Annotated in this window: 21 protein-coding genes; 3 read left to right on the forward strand and 18 right to left on the reverse strand. The window is 42.7% G+C overall.

From position 1 onward, the window contains the following. Positions 1-138: 138 nt before the first annotated feature. Positions 139-879: a sulfate transporter CysZ gene (gene cysZ / locus ACGHAV_RS02295; RefSeq protein ID WP_390375848.1), complete on the forward strand. Its 741-nt coding sequence runs from the start codon at positions 139-141 to the stop codon at positions 877-879. Between the two features lie 14 nt (positions 880-893). On the opposite strand, the gene ACGHAV_RS02300 is transcribed toward cysZ, so the two are convergent. Beyond that, positions 894-2,420, reverse strand: coding sequence for a sel1 repeat family protein (locus ACGHAV_RS02300; protein ID WP_390375851.1), 1,527 nt, complete (start codon positions 2,418-2,420; stop codon positions 894-896). A 12-nt stretch (positions 2,421-2,432) separates the two neighbouring features. Beyond that, positions 2,433-3,344, reverse strand: coding sequence for a lipoprotein NlpI (nlpI, locus tag ACGHAV_RS02305; RefSeq protein ID WP_390375854.1), 912 nt, complete (start codon positions 3,342-3,344; stop codon positions 2,433-2,435). 135 nt (positions 3,345-3,479) lie between these two features. Between nlpI and cdd the strand changes: the two genes are divergently transcribed. Next, positions 3,480-3,887, forward strand: coding sequence for a cytidine deaminase (gene cdd / locus ACGHAV_RS02310; protein ID WP_390375858.1), 408 nt, complete (start codon positions 3,480-3,482; stop codon positions 3,885-3,887). Between the two features lie 121 nt (positions 3,888-4,008). Here the strand turns inward: cdd and ACGHAV_RS02315 are convergent, their stop codons facing one another. From ACGHAV_RS02315 to pnp, 12 genes are all read right to left on the reverse strand, one after another. Then, positions 4,009-4,680 (reverse strand): hypothetical protein, encoded by a 672-nt coding sequence (locus tag ACGHAV_RS02315; RefSeq protein ID WP_390375861.1) that lies wholly within the window; start codon positions 4,678-4,680, stop codon positions 4,009-4,011. A 1-nt stretch (position 4,681) separates the two neighbouring features. After that, positions 4,682-5,290, reverse strand: a complete 609-nt coding sequence (locus tag ACGHAV_RS02320; protein ID WP_390375864.1) for an RNA polymerase sigma factor — start codon at positions 5,288-5,290, stop codon at positions 4,682-4,684. Positions 5,291-5,301: 11 nt separating this feature from the next. Next, entirely contained in the window at positions 5,302-5,973 is a 672-nt protein-coding gene (locus ACGHAV_RS02325; RefSeq protein WP_390375867.1) for an energy transducer TonB, read from the reverse strand. Between the two features lie 80 nt (positions 5,974-6,053). Beyond that, on the reverse strand, positions 6,054-6,698 hold the full coding sequence (locus tag ACGHAV_RS02330) for an FMN-binding negative transcriptional regulator (protein WP_334014295.1): 645 nt from the start codon (positions 6,696-6,698) through the stop codon (positions 6,054-6,056). Positions 6,699-7,001: 303 nt separating this feature from the next. Beyond that, positions 7,002-7,616, reverse strand: coding sequence for a GNAT family N-acetyltransferase (locus ACGHAV_RS02335; protein ID WP_390375870.1), 615 nt, complete (start codon positions 7,614-7,616; stop codon positions 7,002-7,004). An 82-nt stretch (positions 7,617-7,698) separates the two neighbouring features. Next, on the reverse strand, positions 7,699-8,094 hold the full coding sequence (locus ACGHAV_RS02340) for an MAPEG family protein (protein ID WP_390375873.1): 396 nt from the start codon (positions 8,092-8,094) through the stop codon (positions 7,699-7,701). 127 nt (positions 8,095-8,221) lie between these two features. Next, positions 8,222-8,614 carry a hypothetical protein gene (locus ACGHAV_RS02345; RefSeq protein ID WP_390375876.1) on the reverse strand — a complete coding sequence of 131 codons (393 nt, stop codon included), beginning with the start codon at positions 8,612-8,614 and terminating at the stop codon, positions 8,222-8,224. 291 nt (positions 8,615-8,905) lie between these two features. Then, complete coding sequence (locus tag ACGHAV_RS02350; RefSeq protein WP_390375879.1) at positions 8,906-9,487, reverse strand: M23 family metallopeptidase; 582 nt, start codon at positions 9,485-9,487, stop codon at positions 8,906-8,908. 14 nt (positions 9,488-9,501) lie between these two features. Next, the gene (locus ACGHAV_RS02355) at positions 9,502-10,503 is read right to left on the reverse strand and encodes a hypothetical protein (RefSeq protein WP_390375882.1); all 1,002 of its coding nucleotides are present in this window, start codon (positions 10,501-10,503) and stop codon (positions 9,502-9,504) included. Between the two features lie 11 nt (positions 10,504-10,514). Further along, on the reverse strand, positions 10,515-10,712 hold the full coding sequence (locus ACGHAV_RS02360; protein WP_390375885.1) for a hypothetical protein: 198 nt from the start codon (positions 10,710-10,712) through the stop codon (positions 10,515-10,517). 190 nt (positions 10,713-10,902) lie between these two features. Next, positions 10,903-11,196, reverse strand: a complete 294-nt coding sequence (locus ACGHAV_RS02365) for a DUF1244 domain-containing protein (RefSeq protein ID WP_061485818.1) — start codon at positions 11,194-11,196, stop codon at positions 10,903-10,905. A gap of 165 nt (positions 11,197-11,361) precedes the next feature. After that, positions 11,362-13,473, reverse strand: a complete 2,112-nt coding sequence (gene pnp / locus ACGHAV_RS02370) for a polyribonucleotide nucleotidyltransferase (protein ID WP_071814683.1) — start codon at positions 13,471-13,473, stop codon at positions 11,362-11,364. 364 nt (positions 13,474-13,837) lie between these two features. On the opposite strand from pnp, the gene ACGHAV_RS02375 reads away from it, so the two are divergent. Continuing rightward, positions 13,838-14,389 (forward strand): HNH endonuclease, encoded by a 552-nt coding sequence (locus ACGHAV_RS02375; RefSeq protein WP_390375890.1) that lies wholly within the window; start codon positions 13,838-13,840, stop codon positions 14,387-14,389. A 29-nt stretch (positions 14,390-14,418) separates the two neighbouring features. On the opposite strand, the gene ACGHAV_RS02380 is transcribed toward ACGHAV_RS02375, so the two are convergent. The 4 genes from ACGHAV_RS02380 to putP form a co-directional block, all read right to left on the reverse strand. After that, a complete protein-coding gene (locus ACGHAV_RS02380) occupies positions 14,419-15,318 on the reverse strand; it encodes a mechanosensitive ion channel family protein (protein WP_390375893.1) in 900 nt (299 codons plus the stop codon). 303 nt (positions 15,319-15,621) lie between these two features. Then, the gene (locus ACGHAV_RS02385; protein WP_390375896.1) at positions 15,622-16,869 is read right to left on the reverse strand and encodes a glutamate-5-semialdehyde dehydrogenase; all 1,248 of its coding nucleotides are present in this window, start codon (positions 16,867-16,869) and stop codon (positions 15,622-15,624) included. Beyond that, positions 16,866-17,975, reverse strand: coding sequence for a glutamate 5-kinase (gene proB / locus ACGHAV_RS02390; RefSeq protein ID WP_390375899.1), 1,110 nt, complete (start codon positions 17,973-17,975; stop codon positions 16,866-16,868). Before proB ends, ACGHAV_RS02385 begins: the two co-directional genes overlap by 4 nt. Before the next feature lie 16 nt (positions 17,976-17,991). Beyond that, positions 17,992-19,491: a sodium/proline symporter PutP gene (gene putP, locus ACGHAV_RS02395; RefSeq protein WP_390375902.1), complete on the reverse strand. Its 1,500-nt coding sequence runs from the start codon at positions 19,489-19,491 to the stop codon at positions 17,992-17,994. Between the last annotated feature and the right edge of the window lie 201 nt (positions 19,492-19,692).

The following is a 19,692-nucleotide window of genomic DNA, read 5'->3' on the forward strand; positions in this document are numbered from 1 at the left end:
TTGTTATTATTACTCGACTCTATCAAATCTAACAGCTTGTAACAATTGCCATTTCAGTGTCACGCCTTTCCCTATTAAAATGGTACAGTAAGCAACCAAGTTTTACATTTTCAAACGTATCTGACGCAAGGAGTTTATATGAGCGCAGGTGGTGTACATTACTTTTTCGAAGGTTTCTCACTCATTAAAACAAAGGGCCTCAAACGCTTTGTTTTTGTGCCTCTCACCATCAACCTTTTGTTGTTTTCTGTAGCATTTTATTTCTTGTTCGGACAAATCGAAGTAGGAATTACCTATGTCATAAACCTGGTACCAGACTGGCTAGGCTGGATAAAAACGGGGATATCTTTCATTCTATGGCCGCTAGCGGTTATAAGTGTATTGTTGATTTTCGCGCTTGTGTTTGGGACGTTAGCAAACTGGATAGCAGCCCCATTTAATGGCGTTTTGTCTGAAAAAGTTGAGCGTCATCTCACTGGGCAAGATTTAGGCGATGAGGGCGTTATGGCGCTGATTAAAGACATACCACGAACAATAGGCAGAGAAGTGTCTAAATTAGCATGGTATTTACCCCGCGCTATCGGCTTTTTATTGCTGTTTTTCTTGCTGCCAATTATTGGGCAAGTGCTGTGGTTTTTATTTAATGCGTGGATGATGGCCATTCAGTATTGCGATTACCCCTACGACAACCATAAAGTCGACTTTACGCGAATGCGCATGCACCTAGGTGAACACAAAGGAAAGGCAATGACATTTGGAATGATGGTGAATGTGTTTTCACTGATTCCCGTAGTGAACTTTATTGTGATGCCCGTCGCCATTTGTGGCGCTACGTCTATGTGGGTGAATGAATTGAAAAATACCTTAGCCAAACCCTAAGCATTAACAACACACTACTCACCAACAAACGCCTCATATTCTTCTAACCAATGGGCAGCTTCTTTTTGGTTGCCCTTTTGGTGAAACACCTGAAAAAAGTTCATTGAAATAGGACGCTGCGAATTTTGCTTTTTCAGCTGTTCACGCCATAACACCAGATAAAGCGGTGGAATAACGCCACTGTCATGGTGCTCCATAAACGTTATACGCCTGCTTGGCTTATAACTGTTTTTACCAAGTACCATACATGTTTTCGCTGGTGCAATAATGGTAGCAGGATCTATGCTCAACCACTTATCAACGGTGCTGTGCGGGGAATACCAATACTCACTATCAACAATAACATTGGGTGGCACAAAGTCTTCAATACCATCTTCGTCGCACAGCTTTCTTGCCATACCTCGGCCGATGGGATATTCATCAGCAAAGCCAGAGAAGTGAGCAAGTTCATGTACAAACACTGAATAAGCGTCACTAATATCCAAATACATAACGCCATTTTGAACGTTTGCCTTGCCCTGCTCGCTAACCACTACTGCATGACTAAACTCGCGCTGTTTTGCTGCAATTGCCAGCGGCGCAACATCGCAGCCTAGAACGCCGCTTTTCTTAAAATTAGCACTGCAGGAAAGCACGTCATTTTTTAGCCAAATTGGCGGAGCGATACAAATCGGTAGCGATGATAATCGGGTATCTTTAACAAAGTCATTATACAAACTATCTGCTCTAATAATGGTTGCTAGGCTGGTTGCGAAGGGCTGAATACGTTGCAGGCACTCACTGGCAGTACTAGAGACAGATGCCCAACTTATTGTTGGCAGGTTCGAAGGCGAGTATTGCTTGTATCTGTTTATAACCGATAAGGCACGATTGGCTTGCTGGTGACCAAGCTTCGCTGCTCGAGAAAAATGTATTTTGGCTTCATCTACATTTTCTTCGTCCCAAAGTAAGCGACCGTATTTAAACGCGCTTTGCATATCTAATTCTGCGGTAGCCGCCAGCAGCGGTTTTGCTAACTGCTGTTTCCCATGCAGCAAATACCAGTCGGCTAGCGCAGCTTGAGCCGGTACATAGCCTTGTGAAGCAGCACGTACTAACCATTTTTCGCGTTTTTCAGGCGAATCAGAAGACATAGCAAAAGCCAGCTGTGCTTCAGCAACATCGCCTATGGCCGCCAATCGCATAAATCGTTTAGAGGCGCCCTCTTCACCTAACATTTGATACAGCAACCAAGCCGCGTCAGCATTTTCAAGCCTTACAAGCTTTTCAAGCCAGTAACTGGCATCTTCTTGATTTATGCTGTTGTTTTCAAAGTTCGTGTTGTAGGCATTTTGAAAAGTAGAAAGCAGTAACGACTGTCCTTGTTCACTTCCCTGCATCGACGCATCCCACAGCATCGCTAATGCGCTATTTACTTGCTGTCGCTCAGCTTTTGACTGGTTTAGAACAGCGGATGCATTATGAACAAGTTGAGGCGAGAAGCGGCCGCTATCGCCTGCAACAATAAGCAGTGCAAAAACTGCTAGGAATAGGCCGCGCATGGTACTTAGTGCTTACTCTGTTGCACTGTCTGCGGTTTTTTCGGTATTTGCGCGCTCTCGCAACCTATTTAGTTCCATTCGCGCGTAGCGGTGTTCAACGTAATCAAACACATTGGTACTAAGTGCAAGCTTAAAGTAGTTAGACGCAATGCCACTATTTCCATTTTGCGTATGATATTTACCCAAATAGAAATAAGCTTCACACAATCTATCAGTAAGCTCTTTCTGGCTGCTCACGCCTACAAGAAGAGAATTAAGTACGTCGTTTTCGTCTACAACCCCAAGAAACAGATCGGTGAGTGTAGTAGCCCAATGGCTGTTATCTAAACTTGGGCGAATAGTGGCTAAATATATTTGCCCTTCTTCCGGCGATACGTCGTGGTGAGCAAAGTACGACCACAAAGCCCTAAACGGGTCAGATTCGTCTTTTTCTAAAAACGCGGCTAGGTCGGTAGTAGCAAGTTCTGCTCTGCCACCATAATACAAAGCAATTCCGCGGTTCAAAAACGCGAAGTCATACTCTGGGTTTATTTCCAACGTTGAATCAAACGCTTCATACGCTTGTAAAAAATCGCTTTGCTGTATGTAGTGAATGCCAAGCGAGTTATATGCTTCAGCAAGATCGGGCTTAAAATTAATTGCTTGGCTGTAGTCGAATTGCGCTAAACCACCTAAACCAACACTGTCGTAAAGCATACCGCGCTGAAAGTGCAGTTCCGCTTTATCTTCATCAGACAATGCCGTACTGCTAAGCACCTGGTTGTAGCGCGCAATTGCCATTTCTGAACGCGGGTTAATGGGTGCAGGTTCGGCTAATAAAAGGTTTCCCATCTGTGGCCTTTCTGCCACAGGCACTGTTTGCGCGCAACCGCTTAAAATAGCAGCAAATAAAGAAAAAAAGATGAGACTAACGTTTCTGCACATGGTAAAAAAGCATTCTATAAAAAGAGAAAAGACCGTCTAAATACAAAGTATACATTTGTTGCGGCGATATTGCCGCCAACCTTCTCGCATTTAGTAAGAAAAGTAAAGCGTATTGGGCGGATAACAAAGGTAGCCATGAACAAAAATAATATTGAACAACTCTCGGCTTTAGCGTTCAACGCACAGAAAAACTCCCACTCTCCTTATTCCAATTTTAAAGTTGGTGCCGCTGTCATTACACCTACGGGCGAGACCTTTGCAGGATGTAATGTTGAAAGTGCAGCGTTTCCGTTAGGACAATGCGCCGAAGCTACAGCCATAGGCAACATGGTTTCTCAAGGTCATAAACGCATTTCACACATTGTTATTGCAAGCCCAAACGAAGAGTTTTGTTTTCCCTGCGGTGGTTGCCGACAGAAAATTGCTGAATTTGCCACTGATGACACGCCGGTTACCATGGTGAGTAAGCAAGGCGAAACCTATAACACGACAATTGGTGAATTGCTGCCTAATGCATTCAGAGCTCACGACTTAGAAAAATAGCGCGACTCAATAGTGTTAAGTACTGCTTAATGACGCTAAGCTTAATTGAGCTAAAAAAATACCAACAAGGTGCTATTGGTACGCACCTTGTTAAGCGTTCTAGCCACGTAAACCGCTAGTGTTAACACATAAGCGCCTTCGGCGCCGAGCGAATTGACGTTATTCTACCTTGTGAATCAAACGCCAGTGCCACACTGGTACCAACGGCTATATCGCTTGAAATACGGTTTGCAATACTCAGTTTCGCTACGATACTTTCAGAAATCACCACGCTTTCTTTGTTACAATTAAGCAGTGTCCAACTTCCGTTATTGGCATAAAGCGTAGCATTTTGCACGCTTACGGCTTGCGCTAACGCTTGGCTAGAAAAATAGTTATCCGTGTAGGTGTTAAACTTTGCTCTGCGCTTATCAGCGTTATCTCGCTCTGTATTGAAATAATCGGTTTTGAAACGCTCAGCTTCAGCATCGTAACCGTGGTAATTAACAATACTTACCGTTGTTATATCGGGGTTGTTGCGAGCATCATACGATGAAAAGTTGGCCATCTGCCATTTACCCGCGCCATAAACGCCAAACAACGCAACCATGGCAACAGCTAATGCAGCAAATCTTACAGATGATGAATGAAACCATATAACCAACAGTTCTACAGCGTGAGAAAACCCGCTTTGTTGCTGTGCTTTTTTCGCCATGTGATGCTGCATAACAGACTGCTTAAGCGCCCTTGGGGCATTGTGCACTTGTTGATTTTGTTTAAAAGCGTCCTGTAATTCTTTATCTGACATAGACATGCTAATCACGCTCCGTCATTTTTTTAAGAGTTTCGCGCGCATAGCGCAAGCGTGTTTTAATTGTTTCTCTTGGTACGTGGCAAATAGCGCTTATTTGCTCTAAAGAAAACCCTTCAAGCTGCAACGAAAGCGCTTCTTTCTGTTTAAGTGGCAGTGCACACAACAACGAATGGATAGCTTCGCTTTTAGTGAGCGTTTCGCCTATATCTATATTATCGCTGGGCGCTTTACTCACTGCGTCACTGTCGTAATCTATTCGGGCATTTCGACGAAATTCATCAATTAAAGCCCGACGCGCTATGGTAAATAACCACGCTTGAAAATTGTCTGCATTCACAAATTGGTGACGCTTTTCAATTACCGTTACCCATACCTTTTGCGCTATATCTTCAGCTGTAGCAGCATCTGACATTACCAGTAAAAAGTAATAAAGCTTGTTACTGTGCAAATCGAAAAGCGATGACAGCGCCTGGTCGCTTTGTGTATCGCGATATTGCACCATTAACCTTTCGCTTAATCCTAACGAATTGGTAGTGGCTGTATGCTTTATATTGTCGCTCGTACTAGCCGAGCGACGAAAAATACCCTGTAAGCTTGCGCCTATGCTCATAGGCTTCTTCCTTATTGTTCTAGCTTGAAATCTAATACTACGATCATACCTGTCTGACTAACAGGCTTACCGTCAACTAACTTAGGTTTATATTTCCACTTTTTAAGCGCTCGTTTTGCCGCTCTATCAAACACTCTCGCAGGCTGCGACTCTAGTACTTCTATATCTGATACGGCACCACTGGCACTTACTGTAAAGCCAAGTTTTACCCATCCTTCTGTTCCATTCCTAGACGCTTCAGGTGGGTATGTAGGGTCGACGCGAAATTGTGGAGACGCCTGCATGTTACCCTGAGCCCCATTAAACCCAATCTTAATGTCTAAATTAGTGTTAGGTACATGAGTGAACATGGCTACATTGTTTAATGTGTCATTAGGTTCAGGGTTAGTCTCAACCTTTTGTACTGGCGGCGTTTTTATCACCTGCTCTATGGGCTTAATCTTTGGCCTTACAACGGTGGTCTCATCTTCTGCTTGATAAATAATGGGGTCTAAATGTACAGGTTGTACCTTCTCTACCGATACTTTGTCTTGCTCAATTAAACGCGCCATCAAAACGAAAAGCGCAACAGTTATCACCAAACCAGCGGTGCCTAAAGAGAACGCCTTAACTAACCGTTGAGACAACGAAAGCCAAGGTGACGACGGAGCAACATTTGAAGCATGTTGAAGTGTTAGTAACATAGCATTTCCCCTTCTTGTTTATGACTAAACGAGGAAATGTTCAAAAAGGGGTTATTTAAATTTTGAAGAAGTACTTATTATCAGCTCTGTCCAGTACCCGTATTTCTTTTCACCATATAGGCCGCTAACGCTTGAGCATCTAAACTTTCGCTTTTTGTTAGCGCATTAAAAACAGAAGCTTGATCAACATTACTTTTGTGTTGCCCCAGTTTTTCTTTTGCTTCTACTGTTTCAACCACCATTTCAAAGCCAACCACAGCTTTAATTAGTTTGTTTACATACTCTTCAGGCATTAATGCTTCTATGGCTTTAGCTCCCCTTTCAAGAGAAGGCTCAAACTGTTGCGTAAGTTTATACACTGCATCCAGCGTTGCCGCTTCATCTAATAATGTAACCGACCCAAAACACTGAACAGAAGCATAATTCCATGTAGATACTGCTGGGCGGCTTTGATACCAAGTAGGTGAAATGTAGGCATGAGGACCTGCGAATAAGACGCTGGCGTTTACCTTTGAATCAGCAGAGCTCTCAAACTGTTTCCACTGGCTATTGGCTTTCGCCATATGCGCAGTAAGCACAAGCCTGCCATCTTTTCGTTCTTCCACCATGAAAGGCAGTTGCGTTGTGCGTAAGTCGCTAGTAATAAGCGCGCCAAAATTGTACTGAGAGATAAAGCTTCGCACAGCAGAATTTGGCGTCATGGTAAGGTTTTTAGGAAGGTACATTGTATAAACCGATGTTAGTTCTAATTATTCTACTGTCAGGCTTTTTTAATCAAGCTTCATTTATTCTAGTTTTTATCATTCTGGTTTTAGTTATTTGGGTTTTTATTTTTGGTGCTTTGATCATTATCGTCCTGGCGTTTATTTAATTTTACTGCTGCCAAAAAGCCAATAAAAAACACGGCGAATATAACAACCCCAACCCAAATAAGAATGTTTAGAAAAAAGTCCATATTGTTTCCTTGTTGGTAATCATTGATCATTATTTAAAACGCAACGTTTTTTAGCAGCGATAGGGTTGTAAAGCTATTCTTCGTGGGTGTTAGTATTATATGAAAGCTTGTGAATTAAGCCTTTTTTAACGGTGGGCCACTCGCTATTTAGAATAGAAAATACCACCGTGTCGCGGTATGCGCCATCGGCCTGCTGTTGATGCTGTCGTAATACGCCATCTTGTTTTGCCCCTAACCTTAAAATTGCGTTTCTAGAGACCTGGTTATGCCAGTGAGTTCTGAACTCAACAGCAATAACTTGCAAGGTTTCAAATGCATACGTAAGCATAGCTAGCTTACATTCTGTGTTAACCGAAGAACGCTGATAACTTTTAGCGTACCAGGTGTAGCCAATTTCTAAACGCTTGTTCTTCAAATCAGCGTTACAAAAGCGCGTGGTACCAATTATTTCTCCCGTCGCTTTGTGCTGAACGACAAACGGTAAAGAAGTACCGGCTTCTCTCTGTTCTAATGCAGCTTCAAAGTAAGTGTCGATTGTATTTTCACTGGGTACATTGGTAAACCATAAATTCCATAGCTCGCCGTCAGTTGCAGCTTTTAATAAATCGCTTTTATGCGCTGATGTAAGCGGCGCAAGTATGAGTGACGGTGTGTTTAAAGTAGTGTTTTCAAATACAAGCTGTGCCACGTTTTCCCAAACTCCTTCTTTTGTAAATTGTTTTACTTACCTGCAAATGCACGCTAGAAGCGTTTAAAAAACAATAATCACCCTACAATTTAAATAAAAACAAAATCCACATGGCTATCACAGCAAGGAAATTAATAGTAAACACTAGCCCGCGAATCCGAACGTTGCTACTACAAATTTGAACAAGGCTATGTAGAACTCGACCTATAACAAATGCCCATGCCATTAGCATCATGGTACTTGTTACAGCGCTTTGTTCTAGATAAAGCATTACGCAAAGCACATGAAAAAATACCGGCCATTCAAACTGATTCGTCAGATTAGCACTTATTTTGGTTTGGATGTTTTGAAATGGATTGCTTCCATCAACTTTGCGCCCTACTCCCCACACAGCTGGCGCACGTGCCACAGTTAGCAATGCATAAAGAAGTGCGCACCAAAAGATATGGGCGACGACAGGGGTAAGGATAGAAGCCATAATAAGTTGTTGTCCTAACTAAGGTTACAAGTAGTGTGAGCTTAATTTACCGTAAATGTGTGCTATAAACACCCAACAAAGGATGACAGAAAGTAACGTGACGCACTTAATTACAAATTGAACACCGTTAATTAGCCTCTAAAAATACGTCTATCTCTATGGTTTCGTATGCGCAACGTGTTTCTATGGGCGAGATATTACTAAATTCTTGGTTTACAAAACCCGCTTTTTCAATCAGGAAGTCGTGCTCCTCTAAATTGAAACCACCATCAAGGCTAAATTCTTCTTCGCAATTATTGAAAGCAGAGCCGTACACTACTTCTGTTCCCGAAGAGTTAGTAATGGTTAATATTGCATCGCATGCATTTAGTGCTTGCTCATTAATGTCGAATAGATTCACTCGAATAGCAGGAACAATTACAGGCAGCGTGATTTCGCCACATGGTTGTTCGTCATCGCTATTACCATTACAGCCGACTAGAGTTAATGAGATAAACGCTAAAGATAAAACCTTTTTCATTGAACATTCCTTGTTAAAAATTGATGAATTTGATGCCTAACCCGCTAAACAATAAAGCGGAAATGATAAGAAGACGAAACGCCTGCCAATACGTTATTTTAGATAAATTAAAAAGATCGGGAATAGTCATGTTCCATAACCATTCTAAAAGAAGTGATGCAATAAAAAGCCACGCAAACATAAATGCGATGAAAAACAAAACTATCAATTTTTCCTCCTTGAGCTAGTTTCTTCCATAATTCGTAGCGAGCAGCGACGGTATGAATTACTTCGCTGCTTTATAAACTTAAACTACTGACGGTCTATTAACGCGAGCGTGCTCTGGTCAAACTGAATTTGCATTGGCTTACCATTACTATCCCACGCGCCTATATGAATATGTGGGTTTCGGCTGTAACCATTATTACCCACCTTGGCTACTACAGTGCCGCGCTTGATTTCTTGACCAACTTTTACAGCGATATCTCTTACGTGTGCAAGCAGTACAAACTGACCCTCTTTTGTTTTAAACGTAATTGAGCTTGCTCTACCGGGCGTCATTACACCTGGCTTATTCGTAATAGGGTTAATATGAATACTGTCTACCGTGCATTCACAAGGTGCTAACACATCCTTTTTAAAACCAAACCACTCTTCGTTCTCGAAACCCTTATTAATATAAGAGCGCTGAAAAAGCCTAGTATCATCCTCATACCAACCACCAATAACACAGTCTGTTCCTAACGCATCACCCGCGTGTGCAAACTGCCCGTCCCAATGCTCTGTACAGGCAAAGGTTTCTTTGTGAATTGCGTGAATTTTTACTGAATCTGCTTTGAGTATTGTTGAATACAAACTAATTAGCGCAGCCACTATTACAACTGTTGTACGCATTAAGTGCTTCCTTGTTAAAAAAACGAGTCCTTGGTTTTTACTTGCTTTACGCAATGTATAAATCTACATGGCGAGTTAACGCCCAAATATATTGCCTTCCTACCATTCATTGGTTCATGCAAAAGAATTTCAACGTTGGGTACACCAGCATAGTTAAACCTTTTAATGTAGCGGCTACGCTTTATAAAGCCTGTATTAGCCGATATTGCAGCAATATTATGAATTGAAATGGTAAGCGACGGATAGAGACCATAGCGGACAATGATGTAGTTGCCACTTATCGAAATTGGACGCTTACCCACTGCTTTGTATTCCGCAAAGAAAAATACGAGTCCAAATAGCGTAAGGCCAGTAACAATATTGGCAGCGGTGCTGCTATAGAGAAAATGAGTAAGAAAATGAACTAAAGGTAGCTCGATGACCATTAAAGCAAGAAAACCAGCAAGATTGCTTCGTGCGCCGTCTTTTTTATCATAAAAGAAATGATGTTCTCCAGCGTACGCCATTGGCTTTATGTGTGACGCAAATAACGCGAAGGTCCAAACACGGCCTTCAAACTGTAGCAATGTACTTAATGCCGATTTTCCCAGCATACTATCAATAGGCTTTTGAAGTGCAACATCAGGATCTTCGTTTTTTGCTAACAAACTACGCACAGCTAGCACTACGGTAATAACAGCAGTCAATTCAAGCAGAAGCACAAAAGCTAAAACCACATACCGTCCACTTTCAAGGTATTGAAACAACACCTTGTTCTGCTCTGGAATAATCACACTCCCAATAAACACGGCAGTGCAACAAAGCATAGCGGCCTTTAAACTCGCTTTTTGTTTGTTGCCTTCACAAATAAAGCAGAGTATTGGTAACACCAGCAACGTATCGAGCATAAATAACCATTCATGCTTTTCTGACCCAAAGCCATTGAACGCATTTGATGAGGCATAATAGAACCACCACCAAAGCGACACCACAATAAGGAAAATAAGTGGAACTTTGCTTTTGATGTTTGCTTTCACGGTGTGCTCTTCTACCCAACGACTAGAACGGTAAAGAAACTGTCATGTGTCTTTTGATGCAGGGCTGCAGTGGAATTCGTTTCTTGAACCTCGATAGGTTTAAACTTTCGGTATGTTTTGAGTGCAATTAAACCTGCAACTACGGGGAGGACTACAAGGCAAATAATAAATCCGACAAAAAGCCATGCTTCTGGCGATGCTCTTCTCATAACTCTAAATCCCTTTTAAAAAGCATAACAATCCTCACGTCTTTAAACCGTCATGCTTTCTCAATCCACTTTAAAAGACTTGTTCTTCTATTAATTAATACTTTAAACCATAACCAATAGAAAAATATACAAAAAAACCAGCAATCGCTGGCTTTTAAAACTGATAGATTATCATCGTACAAACTAGCAACTACTTTTTCTGTCTGGCCGCTAGCTTTTCAAGTTGTTCGTCAGTAGCTGGTAGCTGATGCTTTTCCTTCCACTCTGAATACGGCATTTTGTATACCACTTCACGCGCCGCTTCGTAGTCGATGTCTGCACCCTGCTCGCTGGCAGCTGCTGAATACCACTTTGCTAGGCAGTTACGGCAAAAGTCGGCCAAAATCATAAGGTCGATGTTCTGAACGTCTTTGTTCGCATCTAAATGTTCTACTAAGCGGCGGAATACTGCTGCTTCTACTTCGGTTTGGGTTTGCTTATCCATTATCAAATACCTTTAAAATACGCATTTCATTATAAGTTGAATGTGTGGGTTAATTCACAAAACGCAACTCTATAAAACCTGTAGCAACCTATAACGAAAAAAGGGAGCCAAGCTCCCTTTTTACTGAATTACTGTTATCTAGGTTTTATTTAAACCCAGTCAGCATTACTCTGCGTCGTCAGACTTTGGCGCAGGCTTTTCTAGAAGCTCTTTAATGCTTAAACGTACACGGTTTTGGCGATCGATTTCCATAACCTTAACGTCAACCATTTGGCCTTCTTCTAGGTAGTCAGTTACTTTGTTCACACGCTCGTGAGCGATTTGTGAAATGTGAACAAGACCTTCTTTACCTGGAAGTACTTCTACAAACGCACCGAAGTCTACAATACGTGTAATCTTACCGTTGTAAGTCTTACCAACTTCAATCTCAGCCGTTACTTGCTCAATCTTGCTAATAGCGATGTCTGCTTTCGCACGCTCTGTCGCAAAGATTTTGATAGTACCGTCGTCTTCAATCTCGATGTTAGTGTCAGACTCTTCAGTAATTTGACGGATCATTGCGCCGCCTTTACCGATAACGTCACGGATCTTGTCTTGGTCAATCTTCATTGTGTAAATGCGTGGAGCAAATTCACTTAGCTCTTCACGGTGACCGCCAATGGCTTCGTCCATGGTCTTAAGAATGTGCAAACGTGCTTCTTTTGCTTGTTTAAGCGCGATTTGCATGATTTCTTTAGTGATACCTTCAATCTTAATGTCCATTTGAAGTGCAGTAATACCGTCGGTAGTACCCGCTACTTTAAAGTCCATATCACCAAGGTGATCTTCGTCACCAAGGATGTCTGAAAGTACAACAAAATTGTCGTCACTCTTAACAAGACCCATTGCGATACCCGCAACAGACGCTTTAATTGGAACACCTGCATCCATTAGCGCTAGTGAAGTACCACATACAGACGCCATTGAAGATGAGCCGTTTGATTCTGTGATTTCAGAAACCACACGTACTACGTACGGGAATTCTTCTTCGCTTGGCATTACTGCTTGAATACCACGCTTCGCTAGACGACCGTGACCAATTTCACGACGCTTAGGCGAGCCAATCATACCTGTTTCACCAACACAGTATGGAGGGAAGTTATAGTGAAGCATGAAACGACTGTCGCGCTTACCTTGAAGCTCGTCAATCATCTGTGCGTCACGCTCTGTACCAAGAGTAGCTGCAACAAGTGCCTGTGTTTCACCACGAGTAAATAGTGCAGAACCGTGAGTACGTGGAAGAATGCCAGTAGCAACGTCTAGTGCACGAATCATCGCAGGGTCACGACCGTCAATACGCGGTGCGCCTGAAAGAATGCGAGAACGAACTACGTCAGACTCAAGGTCATGAAGAAGGTCTAGTACTTCTTTCTTGTCTTGCTCTTCGTCTTCAGCAAGGATTGCTTCAAGTGCTTTTTCAGTCGCAGCAGTTACTGCGTCTTTACGCTCTAGTTTGTCAGAAATCTGATAAGCAGCTGTCATTTCAGCTTCAGCTAGTGCTTTAACTTTGTCTTTAAGCGCAGTGTTTTCTGCTTCTGGTGTCCAGTCCCACTTCTCAGTGCCAACTTCCGCAGCAAATTCATTTACTGCGTTAACCACAGTTTGCATTTGCTCGTGACCGAACATAACCGCACCAAGCATAGTTTCTTCAGAAAGCACGCTTGCTTCTGATTCAACCATAAGTACTGCGCCTTCAGTACCCGCAACAACAAGGTCAAGCTCGCTTTCCGCTTGCTCTTCGTTGCGTGTATTAAGAATGTATTCACCGTTGCTAAAACCAACACGTGCCGCACCAATTGGGCCGTTGAATGGGATACCAGAGATAGCAAGGGCTGCAGAAGTACCAATCATAGAGATGATGTCTGTAGGAATATCTGGGTTAGCAGACATTACAGTAACAACAACCTGTACTTCGTTTTTGAAACCTTCTGGGAATAATGGGCGGATTGGACGGTCGATAAGACGTGCAATCAGTGTTTCACCTTCAGATGGACGACCTTCACGCTTGAAGAAACCACCTGGGATTTTACCCGCAGCATACGCTTTTTCTTGATAGTTAACAGTAAGTGGGAAGAAATCTTGGTCTGCTTTCGCTTCTTTCTTACCAACTACTGTTACTAGTACAGACGTGTCGTCCATGCTTGCAAGTACCGCAGCTGTTGCCTGACGGGCAATTACACCCGTTTCTAGAGTTACAGTATGCTGTCCATACTGGAATGATTTTGTAATAGGAGTCACTATTTGTCCTTTAATTTCAATCTTTATTTATCGCTTTTAAACGCGGCGCATAGTATAGCCATGATATAGCGTTAATACCACGATCAAATACAGCGCCATGCAGAAATTCTTATACACATTTTAGTGTAGTTGCTAGTTCCTATTGCACCATGACTGTATGAAAACTCTGTGAAATTTCATTTTTTGGCTATATTTTCATCATAATGACACAAAACAGCGTATGCTAGAACAATAAGTAACGCACCTTATTTACTGTCCGCGTCCATTCTTTTAGCGGTCTACCAGTTTAGCGGTCTACCAGTGAAAAGTTGCTCAGCTTAAAACAACAAGAACGTCTAATTATAGTGTGCTAAAGGAGAAACCCATGTTGGTACTTCGACTTAACAAAGCAGGCATGCCACAAGAGTGGATAGATGTTGAACACGCCGCAAAACTTTACTGCCAAGACAAGGTGCTGTTTGAATTGGGAAGCGACAGCATTACGTTAAAAGGTGGTTGGAATAGAAACGGCCTTCAAAGCCAGTTAAACCTCTCTAGTATTATTGCCTGCGATGGAAAAGTTACCGATATGTCGGGCAAAGTCGCTTTGACTAATCGATATTTGTTCAGACGCGATAGCTACCTGTGTATGTATTGTGGTCAAAAGTTCTCACCCAAGCAGCTAACACGCGATCATATTGTACCTCGCTCGCGTGGAGGTAAAGACAGCTGGACGAACGTTGCCACTGCTTGTCAGCGGTGTAATCACGCAAAAGGCGCAAAAACACCTGAAGAAGCGAATATGCCGCTGTTAGCAGTGCCGTTTCGCCCAAACGTGTATGAACGTTTCTACTTGATGAATAGGCGTATATTGGCAGATCAAATGGCTTTTTTACAAAGCCACTTTACCCAAAATCGTGCCTGGGATTGTGACTAGCTTGCGCTAGTCATAGTAGGCGCATTTTATTACGGTGCGGTACTAAACTCGCCTTGTTGCGTTTCAAGGGCTTTTTGCTCTTCTTTCAAGGCTTTAAACCAAAGGCTTAGCCAGTCTGAGCACATTTTATGTTCAAGCTCGTGAGCCTCTGCAGTGGGGCAAAACAAACTTACCTTTACTACTACTTTTGCCAACTCGTTTGTTTTTATCTCTACTTCTGGATCTATGCGAATAAACTCTTGTTCGAGGTGTCGCTCAATTAAGCCTTTGTAACGCTCTGCTACATCGCGAAAATACTCGCAATGTGCCTGCGCTCGCGCATGAAAAGCTGGCAACAGGCTATACGCATTAACCGTTGGCTCGTTCACAATTTCAAAAGAATGCAATCGATAGCGACGCATAAAGTTAAGATTTTTAACGGTTTGTGTTACTAATTGGCTATTGGGCACATAAACGTGTTTACCCGTGTAGTTGAAGCTTTCTGGGTCGACTTCTAATAACGCCGTTTTAGCCCAGTCCATTTCAACAACTTCGCCAATGATGTTGTTCATTTGGATCCAGTCGCCAACCCTGAAAGGCCTTGCGCCTAAATAGTAAATGAACCCCATAAAACATTGAATAAATTCACGCGTGGCAAGCACTATTGCCACCATAAACGCAGCTATTGAAATAGCGAGGGTTTGTATTTCAGATGACCACATCACCATAAGTAATATGATGATAAGTGCGTTACCAAGTTGCTCTAAAATATTAATTTGATTACGACGGTCTTCGCCTTTGCGCGAACTTCTGCGTTTAATAAGGCGCAATGAGCCTTTCTTGATATAGTGTAAAATAACGAGGAAAACCAAAGACGTCAGCAGTTTGTATTCATTCGCAAATGCAATGAACTGTTGCCACATTTGTGCTGGGTCTATCACTATCTCCATTACGGCTCCATCTTTGGGTTGTGTATTTGTGGTGCTTCTATTGGTGATCTTTTAGTGTTAGTAACCGTGATAAACACGGCCAGACGCCATAGTCAAATTAACCATATGAATAGAAACGAAAAAGCGCCAACTAAGGTTAGCGCTTTACATTATGAAGCATGAGGACTCAGGGTACAATGCTGACCAGTGCCTTCTCTTAGTACCTGCCTTAAGGTTTAGTCTGCCTTTTTCCTAAGCGTAGTATTGATTTAATACTGCGCCCGCCCCTGCTTTTAGTGTGGTTAGCGTAAAAGACCTCAGTCTCTATTCGCGAATTTGACCTTCACCATTTACTAGGTACTTTTCAGACGTTAATGACTCTAAGCCCATAGGTCCGTAAGCATGCAGTTTCGTCGTTGCAATACCAATTTCAGCACCCAAACCTAGTTGGCTTCCATCTGAGAATCGTGACGAGGCGTTAACCATCACTACACTTGCGTCTACCGCGCGCTGGAATAGCTTGCCTTTGTCAGCATCTTCGGTACAGATAACCTCAGTATGATTACTACCAAACTGAGCAATATGCTCGATAGCTGCGTCAAAGTCGTCTACTACGCGAATCGCAATTTCTAACCCTAGATACTCTTCACCGAATGCGTCCTCAGCAATAACGTTAGCATTGTCGAAGTACTGACTTCCCTTCTCGCTCACATGCACTTTCACGCCTTTTTCCTTAAATGCCTGTGCAACCTTAGGTAAGAAGTCACCTGCAACAGCTTGGTGTACTACCAGCGCTTCTAGTGCATTGCACACGCCGGTACGCTGTGTTTTACCATTTAGCAATAATGCCATGGCTTTATCTAGGTCAGCTTCTTTATCAACATAAAGGTGACACACACCTTTGAAGTGCTGAATAACCGGTACCTTAGCGTTATCAGTTACATAATTAATCAAGCCTTCACCACCGCGAGGAATTATCACGTCAATGTAGTCACGCTGTTCCATTAACTCTTGCATTAATGCACGGTCAGGATTCGGTACTACTGTTACCAGTGCTTTTGGTAAATTGTGCTTTTCCAGAACGTCTTGCATAAGTTCAGCAATTGCCAAACTTGTATCTAGCGCTTCTTTACCACCGCGTAAAATTACGGCATTGCCCGATTTAAAGCACAATGCGCCTGCGTCAGCAGTTACATTAGGGCGTGCTTCATAAATCATACACACTACACCTAGTGGTATACGCATTTTCTTAATCTCGATACCATTTGGACGAGTGCCAATTACACGCTCTTTTCCAACTGGATCATCAAGTTCTACAATAACTTCGATGCCTTCGGCCATCGATTCAATACGCTCTTCATTCAAAATTAAGCGGTCTACCATGGCTGCGTCTAAGTTGTTCTCTTTCGCACGCGCCACTTCCTTTTCGTTAACCGCAATAATTTTGTCTTTGTTTGCGCGAATAGCTGCTGCCATGTCAGTTAACACCGCGTTCTTTTGGCTTTCACTTAGAATTGCCAATGTACGTGCAGCTTTTTTCGCCTGTTGTGCTAACTCTGTAATAATGCTCATTCTTTCTCCAAGTTTGCTATATGCTGATCAGAAATAATTGGCCCCGTTTTCTCTTCGAATTCGTTGGCAAATTCTTCGTTTTCCTGATTAGCAATGAAATTCAATAAACAGCTACTGTAATTCGACCTCGCCTTAACCAGCTTAGTGCCGTCTTCTTTGCGCACCAAAATAGTGTCGCCCACTGAAAACTCGCCTTTCACGTCTACAATTTCGCTACTTGTAAGTTGCTCAGCGTCACTATCTAATTGTGCGTCGAAGTCGCCTTCTACAATAACTTCACCTTGTGCGTTCGACGTATGTCGCATCCAATGTACGTTTTCTTGCATTGGCTTCGCATGAGGCTTGAAATGCGTGCCAGGGTTTTCACCATTTAGCAGCATGTTAAACGACAGCTCTGTAAAACCGTTAATAATATAAGTATCTATACCATGCGAAACTGCTTTTTCGGCAGCTTCAATTTTTGTGCGCATTCCGCCTGTACCTACTCCGCCTTTAACCGCGCCACCAGCCATGGCGTAGATGCTTGCATCAATGTTTTCCACCGTTTTAAGCAAAGTCGCATCGTCGTGTTCATGCGGATTTTTATCATACAATCCATCAATATCAGAACAGATAATAAGCGCATCCGCTTCGGCAGCTGACGCTACCATTGCCGACAAGTTATCGTTGTCACCAACTTTCAGCTTGTCAGTTGTTACTGTGTCATTTTCATTAACAATGGGAAGTACGCCATTGTCTAACAGGCTGAAAATTGTCTCTCGAATACTTACGTAGCGTTCACGGTCTCGTAAATCGGCATGGGTCAACAGTATCTGCGCAGATGGAAAGTCAAATAACCTGTCCCATGTTGCAATCATTTCTGTTTGCCCTGCCGCTGCCATCGCTTTCTTAATGGCAATATCTGTTTTCTCTAGCTCTGGAAACAAATGCGCACCTGCTGCGACCGAGCCAGAAGAAACCAGCACAACTTGCGTACCGTTCGCTCTGCATCGCACGATGAATTGCGCAATACTAAGCAAGTAATGGCTGCTGCACCCTTTTTGATTAGGTGAAATCAGTGCACTACCTACTTTTATTACTACGCGTTTCCAATTAGGGTTACTCATAATAAACTTCTAAACCTTAAGATTGTTGATTCGCTAATTCTTCACTGGCTTGGATAAACGTTTTTTCAACGCTATCTGCGGGCTTTTCGCCAAACCTACTCATTACATATAAGGTTAGCGTACTTACCGCAAAACCAGGGATAATTTCGTACATCACGCTACTTAATGCCTCACCATTGGCCAAGACCGGTGCGTAAATCCAAAACAGTACCGTTGCCGCACCGCTTACCATTCCGGCCATCGCAGCTTTTGCTGTGAGGTCTTTCCTATACAAGCAAAAAAGTACCAGCGGGCCGAACGCAGCACCAAAACCTGCCCATGCGTTACTCACTAAAGATAGAATGGTGTTTGACGCATCCATAGCCAACATAAGCGCTACAATTGCGACACCCGCTACACCGTAGCGTCCTATCGTTACTGTTTGCTTTTCACTTACTTCTTTACTCGTTACTACACGATAAATATCTTCTGTTAATGAGCTTGCACTCACCAACAACTGTGACGAGATTGTGCTCATAATGGCTGCTAAAATTGCCGCCATTAAAAATCCACTAATTAATGGATGGAACAATAGCTGAGAAAAAATAATGAAAATGGTCTCAGCATCATCCACTTTCAAATTAAATTGATTTGCATAAGCAATGCCAACAAAGCCTGTTGCAAGTGCACCGATGATGGTTACTGTCATCCACGACATACCAATGTTTCGCGCTGTGCTAATTGCCTTCACCGACCTAATTGCCATGAAACGTACAATAATGTGCGGTTGACCAAAGTACCCAAGCCCCCAGCCTAAGCTGGAAAGTAAACCTACCACGGTAAGCGTTTCTAACGACTCAGAAAAGCTGGGTACCGATGCATATGCTGCACTTGTCATTTGCGAAACACTGTCGAACTCGGTAAACGCCACCACCGGCACCAGAACAAGCGCAACAAACATAATGCAGCCTTGAACGAAATCGGTAAGGCTCACTGCTAAGAAGCCTCCTAGCAAGGTATATGACACTACTACACCCAGCGTTATGAACAGCCCAAGTTGATAATCAACATTGAATGCACTTTCAAAAAGCTTGCCGCCTGCCACTAAACCTGCCGACGTATACAACGTGAAAAACATCACAACGATTGCAGCAGACACAATTCTTATGCTTGAATTCGGTGTATTAAAACGTTTAGCAAAAAACTCAGGAACCGTAAGTGAATCATCAGCCACTTCTGTATATACACGCAATTTCGGTGCCACAAGTAAGTAATTTGCCAGTGCGCCTGCTACTAAACCAATCGCGATATATAAAGCGTCGAACCCGGTTAAAAACATTGCACCGGGTAGCCCCATTAACATCCAACCAGACATGTCGGACGCGCCTGCTGATAGAGCAGTGACTTGAGGGCTTACCTTTCTTCCGCCCAATATATAACCTGATATATCACTGGTCGATTGACGATATGCAAACAACCCTATCCCCAACATCGCGATAAAATAAAGCGACAATGAGATATAACTTTCTAAAGGCATAGCGAGGGATAAATCCTTTGTTGCTCAAAAAATAAATGATTAAAGTACCCGTTACCTATGAAGCTTTCTTTCCAATCCGCGTGTCTGTGACAGAGGTGGTCAACGTCGCGATTTATCAGCTAACAGCAACGACAAGTCGTCAACGCCAACGCAAGATAACTCGAACAGTAATCATTTGAGTTCAAACAATATAAAGGTTTT

It is taken from the genome of Alteromonas sp. MTD1 (genome assembly GCF_042848195.1).
Classification (GTDB): domain Bacteria; phylum Pseudomonadota; class Gammaproteobacteria; order Enterobacterales; family Alteromonadaceae; genus Alteromonas.